This is a genomic window from Actinomadura latina NBRC 106108, from assembly GCF_001552195.1.
Classification (GTDB): domain Bacteria; phylum Actinomycetota; class Actinomycetes; order Streptosporangiales; family Streptosporangiaceae; genus Spirillospora; species Spirillospora latina.
Genome location: NZ_BCQS01000032.1, coordinates 1 through 21204, shown reverse-complemented (window position 1 = coordinate 21204; position 21204 = coordinate 1). Strand labels below are relative to the sequence as shown.

The 21204-nt window shown below is 71.5% G+C and carries 23 protein-coding genes and 1 pseudogene; 12 read left to right on the top strand and 12 right to left on the bottom strand.

Translation table 11 applies throughout. The features are described from left to right. Position 1: 1 nt before the first annotated feature. The 3 genes from AL2_RS30290 to mce all read right to left on the bottom strand — a co-directional run bounded on the left by AL2_RS30290 (position 2) and on the right by mce (position 3659). Positions 2–1435: an AI-2E family transporter gene (locus AL2_RS30290; protein ID WP_245667038.1), complete on the bottom strand. Its 1434-nt coding sequence runs from the start codon at positions 1433–1435 to the stop codon at positions 2–4. 132 nt (positions 1436–1567) lie between these two features. Next, positions 1568–2893 (bottom strand): DivIVA domain-containing protein, encoded by a 1326-nt coding sequence (locus tag AL2_RS30285; RefSeq protein WP_067639659.1) that lies wholly within the window; start codon positions 2891–2893, stop codon positions 1568–1570. 331 nt (positions 2894–3224) lie between these two features. Beyond that, positions 3225–3659, bottom strand: coding sequence for a methylmalonyl-CoA epimerase (mce, locus tag AL2_RS30280; protein ID WP_067639657.1), 435 nt, complete (start codon positions 3657–3659; stop codon positions 3225–3227). 106 nt (positions 3660–3765) lie between these two features. Here mce and AL2_RS30275 point away from each other — a divergent pair, with 106 nt between their 5' ends. Then, positions 3766–4965 carry an acetyl-CoA C-acetyltransferase gene (locus AL2_RS30275; protein ID WP_174550893.1) on the top strand — a complete coding sequence of 400 codons (1200 nt, stop codon included), beginning with the start codon at positions 3766–3768 and terminating at the stop codon, positions 4963–4965. Positions 4966–5128: 163 nt separating this feature from the next. Here AL2_RS30275 and AL2_RS30270 read toward each other — a convergent pair whose 3' ends face one another. After that, a complete protein-coding gene (locus tag AL2_RS30270; RefSeq protein WP_067639655.1) occupies positions 5129–5833 on the bottom strand; it encodes a DUF4230 domain-containing protein in 705 nt (234 codons plus the stop codon). Between the two features lie 130 nt (positions 5834–5963). On the opposite strand from AL2_RS30270, the gene AL2_RS30265 reads away from it, so the two are divergent. After that, the gene (locus tag AL2_RS30265) at positions 5964–6272 is read left to right on the top strand and encodes a DUF3817 domain-containing protein (protein ID WP_210748441.1); all 309 of its coding nucleotides are present in this window, start codon (positions 5964–5966) and stop codon (positions 6270–6272) included. 133 nt (positions 6273–6405) lie between these two features. Here the strand turns inward: AL2_RS30265 and AL2_RS30260 are convergent, their stop codons facing one another. Continuing rightward, positions 6406–7725 carry a hypothetical protein gene (locus tag AL2_RS30260; RefSeq protein WP_157438449.1) on the bottom strand — a complete coding sequence of 440 codons (1320 nt, stop codon included), beginning with the start codon at positions 7723–7725 and terminating at the stop codon, positions 6406–6408. Beyond that, positions 7718–8614 carry an ATP-binding cassette domain-containing protein gene (locus AL2_RS30255; protein ID WP_245667037.1) on the bottom strand — a complete coding sequence of 299 codons (897 nt, stop codon included), beginning with the start codon at positions 8612–8614 and terminating at the stop codon, positions 7718–7720. Before AL2_RS30255 ends, AL2_RS30260 begins: the two co-directional genes overlap by 8 nt. A 454-nt stretch (positions 8615–9068) precedes the next feature. On the opposite strand from AL2_RS30255, the gene AL2_RS30250 reads away from it, so the two are divergent. Both AL2_RS30250 and AL2_RS30245 read left to right on the top strand, forming a co-directional pair. Beyond that, complete coding sequence (locus AL2_RS30250; protein WP_168444874.1) at positions 9069–10043, top strand: tetratricopeptide repeat protein; 975 nt, start codon at positions 9069–9071, stop codon at positions 10041–10043. 348 nt (positions 10044–10391) lie between these two features. Next, a complete protein-coding gene (locus AL2_RS30245) occupies positions 10392–11795 on the top strand; it encodes an NAD-dependent malic enzyme (RefSeq protein WP_067639645.1) in 1404 nt (467 codons plus the stop codon). 45 nt (positions 11796–11840) lie between these two features. Here AL2_RS30245 and AL2_RS30240 read toward each other — a convergent pair whose 3' ends face one another. Beyond that, a complete protein-coding gene (locus AL2_RS30240; RefSeq protein ID WP_067639643.1) occupies positions 11841–12509 on the bottom strand; it encodes a hypothetical protein in 669 nt (222 codons plus the stop codon). 160 nt (positions 12510–12669) lie between these two features. Between AL2_RS30240 and AL2_RS30235 the strand changes: the two genes are divergently transcribed. The 4 genes from AL2_RS30235 to AL2_RS30220 all read left to right on the top strand — a co-directional run bounded on the left by AL2_RS30235 (position 12670) and on the right by AL2_RS30220 (position 16490). After that, complete coding sequence (locus AL2_RS30235; RefSeq protein WP_067639823.1) at positions 12670–13245, top strand: YqgE/AlgH family protein; 576 nt, start codon at positions 12670–12672, stop codon at positions 13243–13245. A gap of 10 nt (positions 13246–13255) precedes the next feature. Continuing rightward, a complete protein-coding gene (locus tag AL2_RS30230) occupies positions 13256–13525 on the top strand; it encodes a DUF3039 domain-containing protein (RefSeq protein ID WP_174550892.1) in 270 nt (89 codons plus the stop codon). A gap of 235 nt (positions 13526–13760) precedes the next feature. After that, entirely contained in the window at positions 13761–14711 is a 951-nt protein-coding gene (locus AL2_RS30225; protein WP_067639639.1) for a zinc metalloprotease, read from the top strand. A gap of 36 nt (positions 14712–14747) precedes the next feature. Then, a complete protein-coding gene (locus AL2_RS30220) occupies positions 14748–16490 on the top strand; it encodes a DEAD/DEAH box helicase (protein ID WP_067639821.1) in 1743 nt (580 codons plus the stop codon). Positions 16491–16505: 15 nt separating this feature from the next. On the opposite strand, the gene AL2_RS30215 is transcribed toward AL2_RS30220, so the two are convergent. After that, on the bottom strand, positions 16506–16865 hold the full coding sequence (locus tag AL2_RS30215) for a hypothetical protein (RefSeq protein WP_083947040.1): 360 nt from the start codon (positions 16863–16865) through the stop codon (positions 16506–16508). After that, positions 16844–17197, bottom strand: coding sequence for an ATP-binding protein (locus AL2_RS36850; RefSeq protein WP_245667047.1), 354 nt, complete (start codon positions 17195–17197; stop codon positions 16844–16846). The genes AL2_RS30215 and AL2_RS36850 overlap by 22 nt, the downstream gene beginning before the upstream one ends. A gap of 213 nt (positions 17198–17410) precedes the next feature. On the opposite strand from AL2_RS36850, the gene AL2_RS30210 reads away from it, so the two are divergent. The 3 genes from AL2_RS30210 (at position 17411) to AL2_RS30200 (ending at position 19171) form a co-directional block, all read left to right on the top strand. After that, complete coding sequence (locus tag AL2_RS30210; protein WP_067639635.1) at positions 17411–18223, top strand: helix-turn-helix domain-containing protein; 813 nt, start codon at positions 17411–17413, stop codon at positions 18221–18223. After that, a complete protein-coding gene (locus tag AL2_RS30205; protein ID WP_067639633.1) occupies positions 18214–18399 on the top strand; it encodes a DUF397 domain-containing protein in 186 nt (61 codons plus the stop codon). The genes AL2_RS30210 and AL2_RS30205 overlap by 10 nt, the downstream gene beginning before the upstream one ends. Positions 18400–18499: 100 nt before the next feature. Next, entirely contained in the window at positions 18500–19171 is a 672-nt protein-coding gene (locus AL2_RS30200; protein WP_067639631.1) for a DNA alkylation repair protein, read from the top strand. 170 nt (positions 19172–19341) lie between these two features. On the opposite strand, the gene AL2_RS30195 is transcribed toward AL2_RS30200, so the two are convergent. From AL2_RS30195 to AL2_RS38195, 3 genes and pseudogenes are all read right to left on the bottom strand, one after another. After that, positions 19342–19917 carry a methyltransferase domain-containing protein gene (locus AL2_RS30195; protein WP_369688518.1) on the bottom strand — a complete coding sequence of 192 codons (576 nt, stop codon included), beginning with the start codon at positions 19915–19917 and terminating at the stop codon, positions 19342–19344. 25 nt (positions 19918–19942) lie between these two features. Then, positions 19943–20098, bottom strand: a pseudogene (locus AL2_RS40170) (methyltransferase domain-containing protein); the annotation flags it as partial. Between the two features lie 119 nt (positions 20099–20217). Next, positions 20218–20529, bottom strand: coding sequence for a hypothetical protein (locus AL2_RS38195; protein ID WP_168444872.1), 312 nt, complete (start codon positions 20527–20529; stop codon positions 20218–20220). Positions 20530–20569: 40 nt separating this feature from the next. On the opposite strand from AL2_RS38195, the gene AL2_RS30185 reads away from it, so the two are divergent. After that, a partial coding sequence (locus AL2_RS30185; protein ID WP_210748762.1) for a TetR/AcrR family transcriptional regulator occupies positions 20570–21204 on the top strand: 635 nt, incomplete at its 3' end.

Below are 21204 nucleotides of genomic sequence, written 5' to 3'. Positions count from 1 at the left end.
CCTACAGCGTCTCCTGGCGCGGCATGACGATCTCCCGGATGAGCAGCGAGATCGCCGCCGCCGTCGGGATCGCCAGCAGCGCGCCGACCACGCCGAGCAGCGCCGCGCCGACGAGCGCCGCCACGATCGTCACCGCGGGCTGCACGTCGACCGTCCGCTTCATGACGCGTGGATAGACGAGGTAGTTCTCCACCTGCTGATAGACGACATAGAAGATCACGCAGACGATGAGTTCGGTCGTCGTCCCGGTCAGGAACGCGACCAGGCACACGACGGCCGCGCCGATCGTGGCGCCGATGAGCGGGATCAGGTCGGTCACCGCGACGATCAGCGCCAGCGCGAGCGCGTACTTCACCCCGAGGATCGACAGGAAGATGTAGGAGGAGACGCCCGCGATGAACGCGATCGTGAACTGCCCGGCGACGTATCCGCCGATCCGGTCGAGGATCTCGTCGCCGAGCAGGGCGACGCGGGCTCTCCGGGAGCGCGGCGCGAGCTGGTAGAAGAACGTCTTGATCTGCGGCAGCGAGCTCAGGAAGTACAGCGTCAGGATCAGGATCGTGATCGTCTGGAAGATGCCGTTGACCGCGACCTTCCCGATGCCGGTGGCGGTGTCGGTGAGGGTCTTCTGGAAGTCCTCGCCGGTCACCGCCTTCTCGGCGCGGTCCAGCAGCCCGTAGCGCTTGTCCCACTCGGCCAGCGTCTTGTTGTCCTGCAGCTGCTGGACGTACTCGGGGATGTTGTGCCGCAGCTCGGTGACCTGCTCGGACACCGGCTGGACGAGGGAGGCGACGAACCCCGCGAAGAACAGGATGACGATCAGGAACACCGACGCGACCGCCGCACTGCGCGGGAACCCGAACTTGCGCAGCCGCTCCACCGCCGGGTTGAGGCCGACCGCGAGGAACATCGCGACGATGATCATCACGATGACGGACTTGGCGTTCGTGGCGGTCTTCACCAGCATCCAGGCGGTGATGACGCCGAGCGCGGCGGTGAACCCGAAGACGAACGGGTGGGCGCGGCCGAGCGGCTGCCCGGGCCGGCCGAACGGGAACCGGTGGTCGACGCCGGCCTCGCGGCGGCGCTGCTCGACGTCGTGCGCCGGGTCGGGCGCGCCGGGCGCGGGCGGCTCCTGCCCGGTCGTCGCCGTCGTCGTCGCCGGAAGGGTGACCGGGGCGCCGGTCGCCGGGTCGCGTTCCCCCACGGGTTCGTCCGTCTCCTCGGGCCGCAGCGCACCACTCGGCGCGACACTCTCCGCACCGCCGCCCTTGCCGCCGGTGTCTCCGCCGCCGGTGCCGCCGCCCTTGTCGTCGCCGCTGCCGGCGGCGTCGTCGGGGGGCGGCGTCGGTGCGGGCACCCCGCGGTCGCCTGCGGGGCGTCCCGTGCCGGGTGCCGCCTCCGGCTCGTCGTCGCGGGAGGTCTCGTCGGCCACGCGGCTCTCCTCTTTCGGTTGCCTCGTCGAAGGACGCGGCCCCTCACGGACCACGCCCCACGGTGTGAGACGAAGGAAAGCCTAGAGGCGTTTCACCGCCTCTAGGCTTTCCTCGACGCCGGTCTCAGGAACTCACTCCTGCCACCAGTCCTCGTCGTCCTCGTCGGACTTCTTGGCCTGGGCCTGCTTGGCGGGCGCGGCCTTCGCCGCGGCGGGCTGCTGCTGCTTCGGCTGGGCCTGCGGGGCCGGCTTCGGCTCGGCGGCCGGGATGGCGGCCTTCTCCGGGGGCGCGGCCAGCTCGGGCTCGGCGCCCATCGACGGCGCGACGCCGCCGATGAGCTGGCGCAGCTGGTTGAGGTGGCTGGTGATGCTGTCGCGCTGCCGGGTCAGCTCGTCGACCTGGCGCTGCGCCGCCGTCCGGACGCGGTCGGCCTCGGACTTGGTCTCGGCGAGCAACTGCTCGGCCTGCGACTTGGCCTCGGCGATCACGTTGTCGGAGTTCTTGCGGGCGTTGGCCATCAGCTGCTTGGCGTGCGAGTCGGCCTCGCGCCGGGTCTGCTCGGCCTGCTGGGTCGCCTTCCCGGCCCGCTGCTCGGCGGACGCGGCGCGCTGCTCGGCCTCGGCGACCAGCTTCTGGGTGGCGGCCTGCGCGGCGGAGTGCCGCTCGGCGTCCTGCCGGTCGGCCTCCTCGCGGCGGGCGGCCAGCTGGATCTCGAACTCGGCCTCGGCCTGGGCGCGCTGGGCCTCGCTCTCCTCCAGGATGCGCTGGGCCTGCGCGCGCATCTCGTCGGCCTGCCGCTTGGCCGTGGTGAGGATCTCGTCCCGCTCGCGCTTGGTGGACGCGCGCAGCTGCGCGACCTCGCGCTCGGTGGTGGTGCGCAGCTTGGCGATCTCGCGCTCGGCGCTGGCCCGCTTCTCGGCGACCTCGTGGTCGGCGGTGGCGCGCAGCTTGGCGACCTCGCGCTCGGTGGTGGAGGTCAGCTCGTCGGCCTCGCGGCGGGCGGAGGTGCGCACCTCCTCGGCCTCGCGCTCGGCCGCGTTGCGCATGTCGTCGCCCTCGCGCTGGGCGTTGGCGCGCAGTTCGGCGGCGTCGTTCTCGGCGGTGGCGCGCTGCTCGGCGGCGTCGACCTTGGCCGCGGCCTTGATCTCGTTCGCCTCGGAGCGGGCCGCCTGGACCAGCTCGGTCGCCTGCTCCTCGGCGAGCCGCAGCAACTGCTCGATGCGGGCGCCTAGACCGGAGTAGGTGGGACGTTCCTGCTCCTGGAGCTGACGGTGGGCGTCCGACAGCTCCCGCTGGAGGGCGCTGGTCTGCTCGCGGGTCTGCCGCACCTCGTTGTCGAGCTGCTTGATGTGCTCGTCGACCTGGTGCCGGTCGTAGCCGCGAAGCACCACGTCGAACTCGCGCGGGGGCGTGTCTTCAAAGAAGTTGCTGAGCTGGGCGTCGATGTCGGACTGCATGTGGCTCAATCCTGATGTGACGGGGCTACGGGTGGTTCCGGGGACACCGGTTGATCGCCTGACATGAACGGGCGCAGTGCCCCAGACCTCTTCCGGCGACTGAAGCGTACTCCGGACACTGCCGTGTTGGGGGCTCATCTTGACGCACTGCGTGGAATGTCCGGTTTGTTGGCGTGTTCGGCGGGGTTGAAGGTCCCCAGGTGCCAGGGGTGCAAATGCACCAGATGTGTCTGAACGGTCACAGAGCGGCGGTCAGTGCCCCGCCGCCCGTGACCGTGATATCGAACACGTCACGATCCGGTCGCGCGCACGCCGCGCCCGGCCCGCAAGATCATTCCGCGTCGCGGCGCTTCTGCACGAGCTCGGTCAGCACGCCGTGGCAGTCCTTGGGGTGCAAAAAGTTGATCAAAGATCCCATGGATCCGTTGCGCGGCGCGTCGTACAGCACCCGCACGCCCTTGCCCGCGATGCCGGCCGCCTCGTCCGCGACCGTCCCGTCCGTCCCGAACGCGATGTGGTGGACGCCCTCCCCGTTCTTCGCCAGCCACTTGGCGACCGCCGAGTCGTCCCGGATCGGCTCGAGCAGCTGCAGGTAGCTCGCCGCGCCGTCGCCCGTCTCATTGATCTTGAGCATGCACTCCCGGACGCCCTGCTCCTCGTTCACCTCGACGTGCGCGTCGGTGAAGCCGTAGGTCGCCTTGTAGAACTCGACGGTCGCGTCCAGGTCGTGACAGGCGATGCCGATGTGGTCGATACGGGTCAGCATGGGCTTTCTCCTACTAGGGCGGCCAGGCGGGGGCGAACGGAACCGAACGACGTTCCCCTGGGTATGGTGGCAAACGTCGCCGCAGCACCACCTGGAGGGCCCCCACATGACCGCTACGTCCGTGATCGTCGCCGGCGCGCGTACCCCCATCGGCCGCCTGATGGGCTCGCTGAAGGACTTCTCCGCGGCCGACCTCGGCGCGCACGCGATCAAGGCGGCGCTGGAGCGGGCCGGGGTCGCCGGCGACCAGGTGCAGTACGTGATCCTCGGCCAGGTGCTGCAGGCCGGCGCGGGGCAGATCCCGTCCCGGCAGGCGGCGGTCAAGGCGGGCATCCCGATGGACGTCCCGTCGATCACGATCAACAAGGTGTGCCTCTCGGGGCTCGACGCGATCGCGCTCGCCGACCAGCTGATCCGGGCGGGCGAGTTCGACATCGTCGTGGCGGGCGGCATGGAGTCGATGACCCAGGCCCCGCACCTGCTGCCGAAGTCGCGCGGCGGCTACAAGTACGGCTCGATCGAGGTCCTCGACCACATGGCCCACGACGCGCTCACCGACGCGTTCGACGGCATCGCCATGGGCGAGTCGACCGAGCATCACAACGCGAAGCTCGGCATCTCCCGCGAGGAGCAGGACGAGTTCTCCGCCCGCTCCCACCAGCGCGCCGCCGCGGCCATCAAGAACGGCGTGTTCGACGACGAGATCACCCCCGTCGAGATCCCGCAGCGCAAGGGCGACCCGATCGTGTTCGCCAAGGACGAGGGCGTGCGCGGCGACACCACCGCCGAGAGCCTCGGCCGGCTCCGCCCCGCGTTCAGCAAGGAGGGGACGATCACCGCCGGGTCGTCCTCGCAGATCTCCGACGGCGCCGCGGCCGTCGTCGTGATGTCCAAGGCCAAGGCCGAGGAGCTGGGTCTCAGCTGGCTCGCCGAGATCGGCGCGCACGGCAACGTCGCCGGCCCGGACAACTCGCTGCAGTCCCAGCCGTCCACCGCGATCAAGCACGCCCTCGGCAAGGCCGGCCTGACCGTCGACGACCTCGACCTCATCGAGATCAACGAGGCGTTCGCCTCCGTCGGCATCCAGTCGATGCGCGACCTCGGCGTGGGCCCCGAGAAGGTCAACGTCAACGGCGGCGCCATCGCGCTCGGCCACCCGGTCGGCATGTCCGGCGCCCGCATCGCCCTGCACCTCGCCTACGAGCTGAAGCGCCGCGGCGGCGGCACCGGCGCCGCCGGCCTCTGCGGCGGCGGCGGCCAGGGCGACGCTCTTCTTATTCGTGTTCCGACCCGAACCCTCGCCTAGCGGCTCGGAACCGGTCGGAACACTGGCGATCGCCGGCATCGCTCCGGCTCGCCTTGCGGCTCGCTGCGCGATCAGGTTCTCGCAAGCTCGAACCTGCCTTCGGACGCGATCGCGATGGCCCCGGTTGCCCCGTGGCCGGGGCCGGGGCCGGGGTCAGTGGGGCCTACTGGGTGTTGGGCTGCTGGACGGTTACCGTCTTGAAGCCGAGGGCCTTGAGCATGTTCTCCAGCATCGACTTCGTGTTGGCGTCCGCGCGTTCCTTCAGGCCGCTCTGCTCGGCGGCGGTCTGGATCTTCTGGGACGCCAGGACGTAGAGCTGCTGCTGGTTGTTCGGGTTCGAGCTGAAGAAGTCGCCGAAGCGGTCGATGAGGCCGCGTTCGGTGGCGTAGACGTAGCTGGTCTTCGGGTCCAGGTTGGTCTTCTCCAGCTGGGCGCGCGGGAGCGTGATGGTCGCGGACGTCCGGTCCTCGTTGACCTTGACGGCGCCCGAGCCGAGCTTGGAGAAGTCCACATAGGCGTCGACGGTGCCGTTGCCGACGAACAGCGTGCGCTTGCCGCGCAGCGACCCCGGCAGGAACTTGGCGTCCTTCTCCAGGTCCACGATCACCTGGAAGCTGCCGCTCGCCGCCTCGTAGCGGTGCAGGTCGCGGATCGACTTCAGCAGGACGGGCCCGCTGCGGTCCTTCGTCTCCGTGCCGAACGGGTTCAGCCAGCCCGGCAGGCCGTGCAGGGCCTGCTGCGCCACCAGCACGAGCGCGATCGTCGCGACGATCAGTACGAGCGGGGTGAGGAGGCCGCGCCGGGGGGCGCGGGTCCGTTCGGGGGACGGCTTGGGGGGCGCGTCGTTCCGGGATTCCGAGCGAGCCATGCACCAAGCATTCCCGACATCTCCGTCCAATACCTGGCGGTCCGGTGAGGTCAGCGTGGACCAGGTGTGATCAAGGCCATAGGGCGGGCCGAAACCCCAGGTGAGAGTGGCCCGTTGTCGGGGCGTGGACATGATTCGTGTTTTCCGGCTCGTCTCCGTCGCGGAGGCGATCTCGTTCCTGCTCCTGCTGCTGGTCGCGATGCCGCTCAAGTACGGCGCGGACGCGCCGGTGGGCGTCCAGCTGATGGGACCGCTGCACGGAGTCCTGTTCATGGCCTACGTCGGCCTGGTGTTCCTCGTCCGCGAGCAGCTCGGCTGGGACCTCAAGCGCACCGTCCTGGCGCTCGGCGCCGCCTTTCTGCCGGTGGCCCCGGTCCTCGTGGAGCGCCACTGGGCCCGGCCCGTGACGCCCGCCGCGCAGCCCGCCGGGCGGGCCTGAGACTTCTGCGTGGCCGCGGCTGCTGGGGGTGGCCGCCGCGGCCACGCAGAGGAACCCGTCGCCAGGGCGACTGGCGCGGTTCCCACCTGTCGCTTCTGCTCGGCGAAGGGCCGGGCGTGGTCGGACGCCGTTCTCATCGTCGCGTCGGGGGATTAGCACGGTTGAACGTCCTGCGGTCGGAGTTCTTGGCCGAGCGGTGCTTCTTCGCGTGACCGGGGCGGAAGTCGCCCGGGCCGAGGGAGCAGGTGCGGTACGCGGTGAAGTGGTGGCGCAGCCAGGCGCGGCGCTGCCGCTCGGTCCAGGACGCGAACCGGCGGGCCGCGCGAGCGTCGGCGATGGACGGGGGGTCGTCGCCGATGAGCCACGCGTCGACCAGCGCCTGGTAGCCGCTGGAATCGGCCTCGCAGGCGGGGGAGTCCTTGACCGCCCGGCTGATCTGCCGGACGGCCCGCGCGGCGTATCCGGGAGAGAGGCCGTCGTCGAGGTGGATGAAGGCGACGCCGCCCACCACTGAGACCGGCGCCCAGTCCGGACGCTGCCGCACCTCGGTGAACTCGCCGGGAGTGCCGTTGAGCCGCGCGGCGAGCGGGATGACCGCCGCCGTCAGGCGAGGCAGCGCGGCCCGCAGTGCGGGATGCACGCAGACGGTCACCGGCCACAGCCGGCACGCGGGCTGCGCGGGTGCGGCGCGGACGGTCCCGCCGCCGGAGCCGTGCAGGCCGAGCGTGGCGGCGCCGGTCGCGGCCAGCGCGGCGGCCAGCGGCAGGACGAGCAGGAACCGCCGCGTCGCCCACAGCACGTAGCCGAGGATCAGCGCGGCCGTCAGCCCGACGGTCCAGGCGGCCTGGTCGGCGAACACCCGGGGGCGCAGCGTGGTGAACAGGTCGATGCGGGGGAACGCGGCGGGGGGCAGGAGGCTCCACCACGACACGCCGGGGATGCGCAGCGCCGCCCACATCGACGTCGCGCCGAACGCCAGGGCAGCCGTCGCGCGGTGCGGGACGACGCGTCCCGTCAGGTAGCCGACGACGACGTGCAGGACGAGCGCGCCCGCGCCCGCGATCACGCCGAGGGGGTGCGGGTGCCCGGCCTCCGCCTGCGCCAGCGTGACGGCGACGACGAGCGCCGTGACCGCGGTATAGGAGACGAGGGCCGCCGAGGACAGCAGCAGGAGGTCGAGCAGCGCGCCGGTGGCGGGCGAGCGCGCGGTGAGGTCGCGCAGGTAGTCGAGCGGCCGCTCGCGGACCGCCGCCCACGCCGCCAGCGCGGCGGCGACCGGCCCGAGGAAGCGGACGGTGTTGACCAGCGCGACGACCGTGTTGTCCCAGTACGCGGCGGAGAGGCAGAGCGCCGGCAGCGCCGCCGCCGTCCCGACCACGGTGAGGACCGGCACCGCGACCAGCAGTGCCGTGCGACGGGCGTCCAGCCGGAGCACCCGCCCGAGGTCAGACACCGGTGGCGCTCCCGGCGGGCGGCCGCCGCGCCCCCAACCCGGTCAGCTGCGCCAGCCCGGTCAGCTGCGCCAGCCCGGTCAGCTGCGGCGGCGAGAGCCGCGGCAGCGCCGGCAGCGCGGGCCGGCGGCTCGGCGCGGCGGCGGCCCGGCGCGGCGGCTGCGCGTCGGCGCCCGGCCGCGCCAGCGCGTCGGCGCCCTGCGGTGCGAGCGTGGCGGCGCCGCGCCGGTCGGCGGCGGAGCGGCCGCGGCGCGCGCCGGCCGACTGGGTGGGCTGCTCGGTCAGCCGGCCGCGGGCGAGCGTGAACAGGCGGTCGCACCAGCCGGTGAGCGTCTCGGTGGCGTCGGCGGTGACGACCACCGTCGGCGCCAGCGAGCGCAGCACCGGGATCAGCTCCGCCATCGCGGCGGTCAGCGCGGACCCGCCGGGACCGGCCGCGCCGGTCGGCCACGGCTCGGCGGCGGCGCACAGTTCGCCGAACGGCTCGTCCAGGAGCACGACGCTCGGCTCGTGGACGCACGCGGCGGCGAGCCCCGCGCGCAGCCGCACCTCGGGCGGCAGCAGCGCCAGCTCCGTCCCGGCGGCGTCGGCGAGGTCGAGCCGCCTCAGCATGGAGCGCGCGGCGGACGCGCTCGTCCGCTTGTAGTACGCCGCGTACGCGACGAACTCGCCGGCCGTCATGCTCTCGGCGCGGGAGAACCGGGCCGGCAGGTAGCCGATCCCGGCCCGCGCGGCCCGCAGCCCGGCGGCGTTCGATATGTCATGTCCGAGAATGCGCAGCAGGCCGGCATTCGGCCTGCGCAGCGTCGCGAACGTGGCCAGCAGAGTGGATTTACCGGCACCAGGTGGACCGGCCAGGCCGACCACGCCTTCGGGTATGCCGAAGGTCACCGGGCGCAGGAGCCACCGCCCCCCGCGGCGGACACCCATTCCTCGGGCCACGATCACGGAATGCTCCGCGATCACAAGTGTTTCCCCCCGTTGCTCGTCATGCGTTCGCGGCGCCGGCACGGGCGTCCCGGTGGCCACGGGTCCCCCAACCCGCCACGCGGTGCCCGCCGGGCCGGGCCGCCGTCCGGCGGGCACCGGCCGCTTTTGCCGGCCGCGATGCATCGACATCGTGACTATAACCGGGCTTGGTGATGGCTGTCAGCAATCTTTTTGCCTTTACAGCGACCCGCCTGGATTCTTTGCCTTCCGCGCCGAAGGGGAGAATTCAAGAAAGGCCGACAATTCCCGGTTTGTATCACGAAGGTGGGCGTGCTGGACGTCCGGCCCCGGCGGCGCGCTCCGCTGGGAGCGGACGGACGCACGGCGCGGTGCGGTCATGGGGCAGGATGGACCCATGCCTTCTCGGGACTTTTCGTTGCACGGGGCCATCGACCTGGGGGCGCGCCAGGCGGCCACAAGGAAGCAGCAGGAACGCCGCGCCCAGGGCGGCGGCGCGCCGGCGGGCGCCGGTGGAGCCGATGGAGCCGGTGGTGCCGCCGGCCAGTACGTCGTGGACGTCACCGACGAGACCTTCAACACCGAGGTCGTGGAGCGGTCGCAGTCCGTGCCCGTCCTCGTCGACTTCTGGGCGGAGTGGTGCGGGCCGTGCAAGCAGCTCGGCCCCATCCTGGAGAAGCTCGCCGCCGAGGCGGCCGGCACGTGGGTGCTCGCGAAGGTCGACATCGACGCGAACCCGCAGCTCGCCGCCTACATGCAGCAGATGGGCGTGCGCGGCATCCCGTTCGTCGCGGCGGTCGTCGCCGGCCAGCTGCTGCCGTTCCTGAACGGCGCGGCGCCCGAGCCGCAGGTCCGCCAGGCCATCGACCAGCTCTTCGAGGCGCTGCGCAAGGAGGGCATCCTGCCGGACGCGCCCGAGGGCGAGCAGCCGGCGGCCGACGCCGGGGCCGTGCCCGCCGGCGACCCCGTGTACGCCGAGGCCGACGACGCCCTGCAGCGCGGCGACCTGCCCGCCGCGAAGGCCGCGTTCGAGCGGGTCCTCGCCGGCGACCCGCGGGACGGCCAGGCCAGGCAGGGCCTCGCGCTCGTCGAGCTGAGCCTGCGCGCCGGGTCGCTGGACGCCGAGCGCGCCCTCCAGGAGGCCGCCGACAAGCCCGGCGACGTCCAGGCGCAGATCAGCGCGTCCGACGTGGAGATGGTGTCCGGCCGCATCGACGAGGCGTTCGACCGGCTGCTGGCCGCCGTGCGCGGCAGCGCGGGCGACGACCGCGACGCGGCGCGCAAGCACCTGCTGTCGCTGTTCGAGCTGCTGCCGCCGGACGACCCGCGCATCGGCAGGGCCCGCCGCGGCCTGCAGTCCGCCCTGTTCTGACGGGCGCCCTCCGCCGGCGCCGCCCCGGCGTCGGCGGAAGGCGAACGAGCCGGGGCGATCGGGACACCCCGCCGCGATGTTGCGCGTATGCTCGATGAGATGACCGTGCTCGGACGGCCCGCGTGCAGCACTTCCACGGGGCCGACCCGGCCGATCCGCGGCTCCGCAACCTCCTGACCGGCGTCATGAGGCCGGCCGTGCCGGCGACCGTCGAGATGTCCGTCGTCGCGGCGCGGGCTTTCCGAGTCGCGGGGACCGGACCCGGGCCGCGGCCCCCGGACGCACCGTGCCGGTTCCACGGCGGCGCGCGCGGGACGAGGACAACCCGGACAGCAAGGAGCAGTCGTCGTGGCGAGCGTGCCGAGCGTTTCGTACTCCATCACCGTCCGGCTGGAGGTCCCCGCCGGCGGCAGGGCCGTCAGCCAGATCACCCACGTGGTCGAGAACGCCGGCGGCATCGTCACGGCCCTCGACGTCAACACCGCCGCCCACGAGACGCTGCGCATCGACGTGACGATCGCGACCCGCGACACCCAGCACGCCGAGGCGATCGCCGGCGCGCTGGAGGGCATCGAGGCCGTCAAGATCCACAAGGTCAGCGACCGGACGTTCCTGATGCACCTCGGCGGCAAGATCGAGATGCAGTCGAAGGTGCCGCTGCGCAACCGCGACGAGCTGTCGATGGCCTACACGCCCGGTGTCGCCCGCGTCTCCCTCGCCATCGCGCGCAACCCCGAGGACGTCCGGCGGCTGACCATCAAGCGCAACAGCGTCGCGGTCGTCACCGACGGGTCGGCGGTGCTCGGCCTCGGCAACATCGGCCCGGAGGCTGCGCTGCCCGTCATGGAGGGCAAGGCGGCGCTGTTCAAGCGGTTCGCCGGGATCGACGCGTGGCCGATCTGCCTCGACACGCAGGACACCGACGAGATCGTCCGGACCGTGCAGATCATCGCGCCCGCGTTCGGCGGCATCAACCTGGAGGACATCTCCGCGCCGCGCTGCTTCGAGGTCGAGCGGCGGCTGCGCGAGCTGCTCGACATCCCCGTCTTCCACGACGACCAGCACGGCACGGCGATCTGCGTGCTGGCCGCGCTGACCAACGCGCTCCGCGTCGTCGGCAAGGACATCGGCGCCGTCCGCATCACGATGGCGGGCGCGGGCGCCGCCGGCAGCGCCATCCTGAAGCTGCTGATGCACGCGGGCGCACGCGACCTCGTCGTGTGCGACTACCTCGGCGCCGTCCACAAGGGCCGCGACGACCTGGACGACTCGCTCCGCTGGATCGCCGAGCACACCAACGCGTCCGGCTACGCGGGCGACCTGCGCGGCGCCGTCAAGGACGCCGACGTGTTCATCGGCGTCTCGGCCCCGGGCATCCTGAACGGCGACGACATCGCGACGATGAACGACGACGCGATCGTGTTCGCGCTCGCCAACCCCGAGCCCGAGGTGGCCCCGGACGAGGCCCGCGAGCACGCCGCCGTCGTCGCCACCGGCCGCAGCGACTACCCCAACCAGATCAACAACGTGCTGGCGTTCCCCGGCGTCTTCCGCGGCCTGCTGGACGCGCAGGCCGACGGCGTCACCCTGGACATGCTGGCCGCCGCCGCGACGGCGCTCGCCGAGGTCGTCCTGCCGGAGGAGATCGGCCCCAACTACATCATTCCGAGCGTCTTCCACCCGGACGTGGCGACGCGTGTCGCCGGCGCCGTCCGCGAGGCCGCCGGCGGCCGTCCGCGCACGGAAGCCTGACCGGCGGGGCCTGACCGGCGGGGCGGGAAGCCCGGCCGGCGGGGCCTAGTCGGACTTCTCGGTGGCGAACATCTTCTCCCGGCGGCGGGGCCAGACACCGCCGTACCAGAAGATGATCGCGCCGGTGAGGAGGATGCCGGCCCCGGTCGCGGCCCGCGCCCACAGGACGGTGTCCGGGCCGGTGTGCGGCAGGCTGCCCGGCGGCGTCTCGGTCGGCGCCCCCGCGCCCGCCTTCTTGCAGTTCGCCTTGACCGTCTTCGATTCGATCAGCTTGTTCGCCCAGGTGACGGTGAGATCGGTGCGGCGGTCCTCGCGCAGCTTGACCGAGAGCGTCCGGGTGTTGTTCGGCGGGATCTTGCCGGGGACGGCGGCGCCGCCGTCGTCCCGCTCGACGGAGAAGTCCTCGGTCTGCGTCCCGGTGTTGCGGACCTTGACGTGCACGGTGCGCTCCGGGCAGGAGACCGCGCCGATGCTCGCGGTCACCGGCTGCGCGGGCGGCTTCGGCGTCCCGGACCGGGTGGGCGTCCCGGACCGGGTGGGCGTCCCGGACGCGGACGGCGACGTGCCGCTGCCGGACGGGCTGGGGCTCGCCGACGTGGACGCCGACGTGGACGCGCGCGACTCCGCCCCGTCCGACTTCGTCAGGGCCTGGTACACGAGCAACACCGTGAGCAGGACGAACACGGCGGCGATGACGACCCTGGGCAACTGCATCGCTGTCCTCTCGGTGAGCACCAAGCGGGTGGCCGGTGATCCTAGATCATTCTTAACCCAGGACCTTGTGGTGCCGATATCCCCATCGATAGGAATGCGTAACAGGCTAACGAGCGGGGAGACGTGCCGCCGGAGGTCCGCGCAACGCATGATGGAACCCATGGAAGACGGCATCAGGGTGGGGCTCCTGCTGGTGGCGACCCCTCAGCTGGAAGATCCGAACTTTCGGCGGAGCGTCGTCCTGCTGGTCGAGCACGACATCGGCGGAGGGACGCTCGGAGTTGTCCTCAACCGGCCGACCGAGGTCCCCGTGGACCGCGTGCTCCCGCCGTGGGGCGAGCTCGCCACCGGACCCGCCGTGGTCTTCCAGGGCGGTCCCGTCGCGCTGGAGCACCCGCTCGCCCTGGCCCGCCTCCCCGGCGAGGACGAGCCGCTCGGCTGGCGGGCCCTCGACGGCGGCGCCGAGGTCGCGCGGGTGGGGCTCGTCGACTTGGAGGCCCCGCCCGGGCTGCTGGCGGCGGAGCTGCTGCAGCTGCGGGTGTTCGCCGGATACGCGGGCTGGTCGGCGGGCCAGCTGCGCGGCGAGATCGAGGACGGCTCCTGGTACCTGGTGCCCGCCGAGGCCGGGGACGTGTTCGCCGGCGACCCGGTCCGGCTGTGGCAGGACGTCCTGCGCAGGCAGGGCGGCGATCTGGCGTTCGTCTCCACTTTTCCCGACGACCCCACGCTGAACTAAGGTGAACGACGTGAGTACGAAGATCCTTCCCGAGAGCGACACCCAGCAGGATGTCCGCCCGGACCTCTCGCACGGTGACGGCGACCACGAGCGGTTCGCCCACTACGTGAAGAAGCAGAAGATCACCGAGAGCGCGGTGACCGGCACGCCGGTGATCGCGCTGTGCGGCAAGGTCTGGGTGCCGAACCGGGATCCGAAGAAGTACCCGGTCTGCCCGCAGTGCAAGGAGATCTACGAATCCATGAAGTCGGGCGACAAGGGCGACAAGGGCGACGGGTGACCTGCCGCTGAGACGCGGCGGGCGGCGCGTCGCCATACTGGGCTGCGCGCTTCCGGGTCCCGCGGCGGGGGTGAACCGCGGGACCCGCAGTTTCTGACACACCGACTTCTGACACAACCGACTTCTGACATACGGGGGATGAATGCGGCGGCTGGCCGGGGTTTCGCTATGCGCACTGTTGGTCACAGTGTGTGCTGTTCCGGGCGCATCGGGTGAGCGGACCCGGATACGTGCGGTGCCTTCCGCCGCGGGGGGCGGCGGCTGCGTCCACCGCCCGAACGCCCGCCCGAACGCCCGCACGAACGCCCGCACGGCCCGGCCGCGCGACCGGGCCGACCTCGGACGCGACCAGGTCGTCGCCATGCTCGGCGATCTGCGGCGGACGCTCCTCGGCCGGTTCGGGACGTCCGACGAGCGGCGCCTCGACTCGTCCCGGCGCATGGCGAAGCGCCTCGTCGTGCCGGTGCGGTTCCACGTCGTCCACAGCGGGCGCAGCGGGCGGCTGCCGAGGCAGGCCGTCCAGCGGCAGATCTCCACGCTGAACGCCGCGTACGGGGGTCGGATGGGCGGCGCCGACACCCGCGTGCGGTTCCGCCTGACCGGCTACGACCGCGCGGACGCCCCGGCGTGGTTCCACGACCCGGAGCGGTACGAGCGTCCGATGAAGAAGCGCCTGCGCAAGGGCGGGCGGGGCACGCTCAACGTCTACACGGCAGACGTCGGGTCGGACGTCCTGGGCTTCTCCACCTTCCCCCAGTGGTACCGGAACGACCCGCGCATGGACGGAGTCGTCATCGACTACCGCAGCCTGCCGGGCGGGTCGTACGGGCCGTTCAGCCGCGGGTACACGGCCGTCCACGAGATCGGGCACTGGCTCGGCCTGCTGCACACGTTCGAGGGCGGCTGCGTCCCGCCGGGCGACGGGGTGGCCGACACCCCGTACGAGGCGGAGCCGGCGCAGGGGTGCCCGCACTCCCGCGACACCTGCGCGCAGCGGGGCCGGGATCCGATCCACAACTTCATGGACTACGCCCACGACGCCTGCATGCACGCCTTCACCGCAGGTCAGGGCCGCCGCATCCGGTCAGCGTGGGCGGCCTACCGGTCGCGGGGACACGGCCGGCACCGTGTGGGTCTGGGCACAGCCGGGGCCGCCGGGGCACGAACTGTCGGTGCGGCTCGGTAGCCTTCAATGACCGTGAGCACCTTCGCCGCATCGAGCATGCCCCCCGCGTTCCCCGAAAGGGCCGCCTGGGGGACGGCGTCGTCCCTGCGCGCCTGGCAGCAGCAGGCGCTGGAGGCCTACTTCGGGACGGACGGCTCCGAGCCGGGCCCGCGCGACTTCCTCACCGTCGCGACGCCCGGCGCAGGCAAGACGACGTTCGCGCTCCGCCTGGCCCGCGAACTGATGGAGCGCCGCATCGTCCAGGCGATCACGGTCGTGTGCCCGACCGAGCACCTGAAGCGGCAGTGGGCCGAGTCCGCCGCCCGCGTCGGCATCAAGATCGACCCGGAGTACCAGAACGGCCAGGGCCCCGTCGGCAAGGACTTCCACGGCGTGGCCGTCACCTACGCCACGGTCGCGGCCCGTCCCGCCCTGCACCGCAACCGCACCGAGTCGCGCAAGCACCTCATCGTCTTCGACGAGGTGCACCACACGGGCGACGGCCTCTCCTGGGGCGACGCCGTCCGCGAGGCGTTCGAGCCGGCCACCCGGCGCCTGGGCCTCTCCGGCACGCCGTTCCGCACCGACATCAACCCGATCCCGTTCGTCCAGTACGACGAGGGGCCGGACGGCATCCGCCGCAGCCGGGCCGACTACACCTACGGCTACGGCCCGGCCCTCGCCGACGGCGTCGTCCGCCCCGTCATCTTCCTGGCCTACGCCGGCGAGATGCGCTGGCGCACCCGCGCCGGCGACGAGATCACCGCGACCCTCGGCGAGCCGCTCACCCAGGACCAGACCGCCCAGGCCTGGCGCGCCGCGCTCGACCCGAAGGGCGACTGGATCAAGCAGGTCCTGGCCGCCGCCGACCGCCGCCTCACCGAGCTCCGCCGCGTCATCCCGGACGCGGGCGGCCTGGTCATCGCCACCGACCACGAGACGGCCCGCGCCTACGCCGGCATGCTCAAGGCCGTCACCGGCCAGAGCGCGACCGTCGTCCTCTCCGACGACCCGACCGCATCGAAGAAGATCAAGGGGTTCGCCGAGACCGAGGACCGCTGGATGGTGGCGGTCCGCATGGTGTCCGAGGGCGTGGACATCCCGCGCCTCTGCGTGGGCGTCTACGCGACCTCGACCAGCACGCCCCTCTTCTTCGCGCAGGCCATCGGCCGCTTCGTCCGAGCCCGCAAACGGGGCGAGACGGCGTCGGTCTTCCTGCCCTCCGTCCCCACCCTCATGGGGCACGCCTCCGAGATGGAGGAGGAGCGAGACCACGTCCTGGACCGTCCCGTCCGCGAGGACGGCCTGGACGACGACCTCCTGGCCGAGGCCAACCGCAAGCAGGACAACCCGGACGTCGGTGAGGAACTCCCCTTCGAAACCGTCGAAGCCTCCGCCACGTTCGACCGCGTCCTCTACGACGGCGGCGAGTTCGGCATGCACGCCCAGCCGGGCTCCGCCGAAGAGGAGGAGTACCTGGGCATCCCCGGCCTCCTGGAACCCGACCAGGTGTCAGCCCTCCTCCGCAAGCGCCAGGCCGACCAGCTGGCCAACGAGCGCCGCCGCAAGACCGGCGACCCCCGCGCCGACCGCACCGCCGCCGAGGACATCGCCGCCCTCCGCCGCGAGCTGAACGGCCTCGTCAACGCCTGGAACCACCGCACCGGCCAACCGCAGGGCGTCATCCACAACGAACTGCGCCGCGCCTGCGGCGGCCCCCCCGTCCCGCAGGCCAGCGCCGCCGAAGTCCGCGACCGCATAGCCAAGATCCGAGACTGGGCCGCCAAACGCCGCCACTGACGGCGACGCCGCACGTCATGGTGACGCTTTGACGCCGCCAGAACCCAAGCGGTCCCACAGGACGTCGTCAAGGACGCCCGCCACCCGGACGACCGCCTCGCACGGGTACTCGATCAGGCGGGAGACCTGGAAGACCCACCTTCCGCCGACCCGCACGGCGGCGGCGCTCAACGCTGCCTCCTCGCCGTCGTCCGGGAAGACCCACAGCACCGGCGGCGACTCCACATAGACCTTGACGTGCGACCAGCCCCGGGCGCTCATCGCGTCCGCGAGCGCATCCAGATGCTTCTCGGCGGTGGCGTGCTCGAACCGAATACGCCACCACCACATGACGAACAGACCGCGCGCGACCGTCATCCGCAGAGCCGTGCCCACGTCACCTTGCCGCCCTCGTCCAGCGCCCGGACGCCCCAGTCCTGGACGAGCATGGACATCATCAGCAGCCCCCGTCCCGACTCGGCGGTGTCGTCTTCGGCGTGGACGACCGGAAGTTCGTCGGAGCGGTCCTCCACCTCCACCACGGTGTGACCGTCTTCCAGGAGAAGACGTATAGGAATGAGTTCCGTGTCGGTGTGCCTGTGGACGTTCGTCACCAATTCAGTGACGACCGTACGTGCGATGTAGTCGTCCCCAAGGGCGTGCTGACGAAATACGTCCGCAACCCACCCTCGAGCGGTCTCTGGCGCGCGCGCGGAGGAATTGAGCACGATTGCGCTTGCCTCCGCGGCCAGATTCGAATCGATCACGATAAACAGCCTCCAGAACGGCGTTCTCTTGCGAAATCCGGTGGCTGAATCATCGCGTCTGTGTCACGCTATGGAGTGGCAATAGCACGATGAGTATCCAAGCTCCGTGCATGCTCATGGCCGCAGCCGCACATGGCCGGTCATTCCCGGCCGTCCAAGTTCAAGGAGAGGGAAGTGGGACAACGTCCGAACGATCTACGCCCCTGGGAGTCGCCGAACGCGCTCTTCGGCTCCGAGCTCCGGCGTTACCGCGAGGCCGCCGGGCTGAGCATCGCGGCCTTCTGCGAGCGGATCCAAGACAGCGCCCCGTACTCGAAGAGCACCGTCGGCACCGTGGAGCGCGGCGAATCCCGCCCCGACCGGCTCCTGGCCGTCCACGGCGACCGCGTCCTCGACACCCGCGAGGCGCTGACCCACCTGTGGGACGGCCTCTTCAAGGGCACCAACGCCGTCCCGGTCTGGTTCGCCGACTGGGCCATCCAGGAACCGAAGTTCGACGCGATCCGAGGCTACGAGCCTCTGGTCATCCCCGGTCTCCTCCAGACCCCCGCCTACGTCGGGCACCTGCTCGACAACGACGAGGCCGCCGTCGAGGCCCGCCTCGCGCGCCAGGACATCCTGGCCGGCAACACGCCACCGCACCTGATGTACGTGATCGACGAGAGCGTGCTCAACCGCGGCGCCATCGACCCCGAGGTGATGCACGACCAGCTTCAGCACCTTCTGGCGGTCTCCTCCCGGCAGGTCCGCATCCAAATCGCCCCGCTCAGCCTGCACGAGGGCATAGGCGGCGCCTTCGCCATCGGAACGCTCCCGGACGGAAGCGAGGTAGGCTACAAAGACAATGCGTTCAGCGGTGACACGACCACCGATCGCCTGGAAATCAAACGGCTCACTGAGCTGTTCGCGTCCATTCAGTCCGTCGCGTACCCCCTGGACCAGTCCCTCGACCTGATAGCAAAGGTGGCAAAGGAGAAATGGACCTGAGCACCGCCAAGTGGCGCAAGGCGTCCCGTAGCTCCAACAACGGCGGCAACTGCGTCGAGCTCGCCCGCCTCGCCGACACCGTCGCGATCCGTGACAGCAAGGACCCCGAGGGCCCCAAGCTGCTCCTCACCCCCCGATCCCTCCGCGACCTGACCCAGGCCCTCAAGAACGCCTAGCAGCACAAGGGACGCCCTCCCGCTATGGCGAGGGCGTCCCGCCCCTGGGCGACCGACCTCCGCCATAGGCTGAAGCCCACGCGATGGGCAGGGGGCAGAGATGGCCGACACGACGCTGACCGAGGTGATGGCCGAGCTGGCCGCGCTCGACGACCCGAAGACACGCGCGGTCAACGAGAAGCACGGTGACGATCACGGCGTGAACCTCAGCAAGCTGCGTGCGCTCGCAAAGCGGCTGAAAACTCAGCAGGATCTCGCGTGCCGGCTCTGGGAGACGGGTGACACCGCGGCGAAACTGCTGGCGATCCTGATCAGCCGCCCGAAGCAGTTCGACCAGCACGAACTCGACGTCATGTTGCGCGAGGCGCGCACCCCCAAGGTGCACGACTGGCTCGTGAACTACGTGGTGAAGAAGAACCCGCACTCCGAAGACCTGCGCCTGGCCTGGTCCGCCGATCCGGACCCAGTGGTAGCGAGTGCCGGCTGGGCACTCACCACCGACCGCGTAACGAAGAAACCCGAGATCCTCGACCTCACCGCCCTGCTCGACGTCATCGAGGCGGAGATGAAGGACGCCCCGGAGCGCTTGCAGTGGGCGATGAACCACTGCCTGGCGCAGATCGGAATCGACCACGCCGAACACCGCACCCGTGCAATCGACATCGGCGAACGCCTAGAGGTCCTCAAGGACTACCCGACCCCTCCAGGCTGCACCTCGCCGTTCGCCCCCACATGGATCACCGAAATGGTGCACCGCCAACAGAACACATAGAGAACCCCGCCCCCGCAGCCACCACCGGCCATGCCCGGCCTGCTTACCCGGGCCCTCGGCGACGAGCCGGTGATCAGCAAGCTTTCTCCGCGATGTTTCCCGCCCTGGTCGAGATCGCGGAACGCTCCCAACAGGCCATCGACCGCGCGCTGGAGCGTGGCGGCGGCTGATCACTCGGGTGTCGTCGCGGTGATCAGCCAGAGTCCAGCTGGCAGCCGGTATGTGGCCCCCGGGTCATCGTCCGGGGCACCGAACTGGGCGAGGAGCCCGGCGGTCGCCGACCTGGCGGCTGCCTGCCGTGCGGGAGGGGCGGCCCGGTACGCCGCGCTCGCGGGTCCCATTTCGATGAGCCATTCGGCCGCTGTGTCGGGTTCGTCGGGAACCCGCAGGGTGACGTCGTGGGGCTGGATCGTGATGCCTTCGAAGCCGGCCGCGGTCAGGATGCGCTCGATGCGCGCCGGTTGCGCGAAGGCGAACGGGCCCGGTTCCTCGCCCAGCGGCAGCGGCGGCAGGGCGTCGAGATGGGGCGCGGCGCCGAGCACGACCATCGCGAGCCAGGGGTTGGCCGTGCCATCACGGAAGACGGTCGCGGCCAGCCGGCCGCCCGGGCGCAACGACCGCCGGATCGCGATGCAGCCGTCGACCGGGTCGGCCAGCAGCATCAGCGCCATGCGGGAGAACACCGCGTCGAACGGCGCACCGGGCACGACGCCGACCGTCTCGATATCGGCGGAGACGAAGCTCAGGCCGGGGTGCCGGTCCGGGGGGGAACCGCCGGCGCGCGGCCGCCACCATCGACTCGGCCAGATCCACGCCGACCGCCCGTCCGGTCGGCGCGACGGCCTCCGCCAGGGCGGCGGTGGTGCCCCCGCAGCCGCAGCCGACGTCCAGGAACCGCTCACCCGCGCGTGGCCGCAGCCAGTCCATCGCCGCCGCGCCCAGTGGACGGCCGAGGTCATCGTGCCGGTCGGCGTGCCGGATCCAGCCGGGCGCGGTCTGCGTCCAGAACGCGAGATTGCGCGCCCGCAGGGATTCGGTGTCGGGCATCAGAACGGCAGTTCGGTGCCGTCGAGGGTGACCGACCGGAATCCGGCGGCCTTGCCGGGGTCGAATCCCTCCTGCTGCGCAGCGAGACCGGCCGCGCGGATCAGCCGCTCGGACTGGAAGCGGCGGAACGCCTCCTCGCTCTCCCAGACGTTGATGATCCTCCAGCCGTCGGGGGCGGGACCGGCCACATGGGCGAGCAGCCCGGGAGGCCGATCGGGCCCCAAGTGCTTCTCCACCAGCCGGTATTCGCTCTCGGTGACTCCGGGCATCTCCTGCAGCACGCCGAACGGCATCCCGACCCCCTCTTTCACTAGATGAAGCCTCTATCCAATAGAAGACTACGCTTCTCATGTGGCTGTCAAGAGACGCTATGAATCGGCACGGCGCCGGCAGCAGGCCCGCCAGACCCGCGCGGCGATCCTGGACGCGGCGGGCCGGCTGTTCGTCGATCCCGGCTACGCCGCCACCCCGCTCACCGCGGTCGCAGCCGAGGCCGGGGTCGCGATCCAGACCGTGTACGCGGTGTTCGGCAGCAAACGCAACCTGCTCTCCCAGCTCGTCGACGTCACCATCGCCGGTGACGACGAGCCGGCGGCACTGCCCGACAGGCCGTTCGTCGCCGAGATCCGCGCGCTCACCGACCCCCGCGACAAGCTCGCCCGCTACGCCCGGCACCTGTACCAGACCCATGTCCGCCAAGCCGAGGTGATGATCGCGCTGGCCGGCGCCGCCACCGCCGACCCCGACGTCGCCGCGATCTGGCGCAAGAACACCGAAGAGCGCCGCCGGGGCATGACCATGTTCGCCACCGAACTCGCCGCCACCGGCCACCTGCAGTCCGACCACGACGTCGACAGCGCCGCCGACGTCCTCTTCCTCGCCATGGACGTCACCAACTACGACTGGCTCGTACGCGAACGCGGCTGGTCACCCGAGCGCTTCCAACGCTGGTACGTAGACACGGTGGCCGCCGCGATCCTCGACCT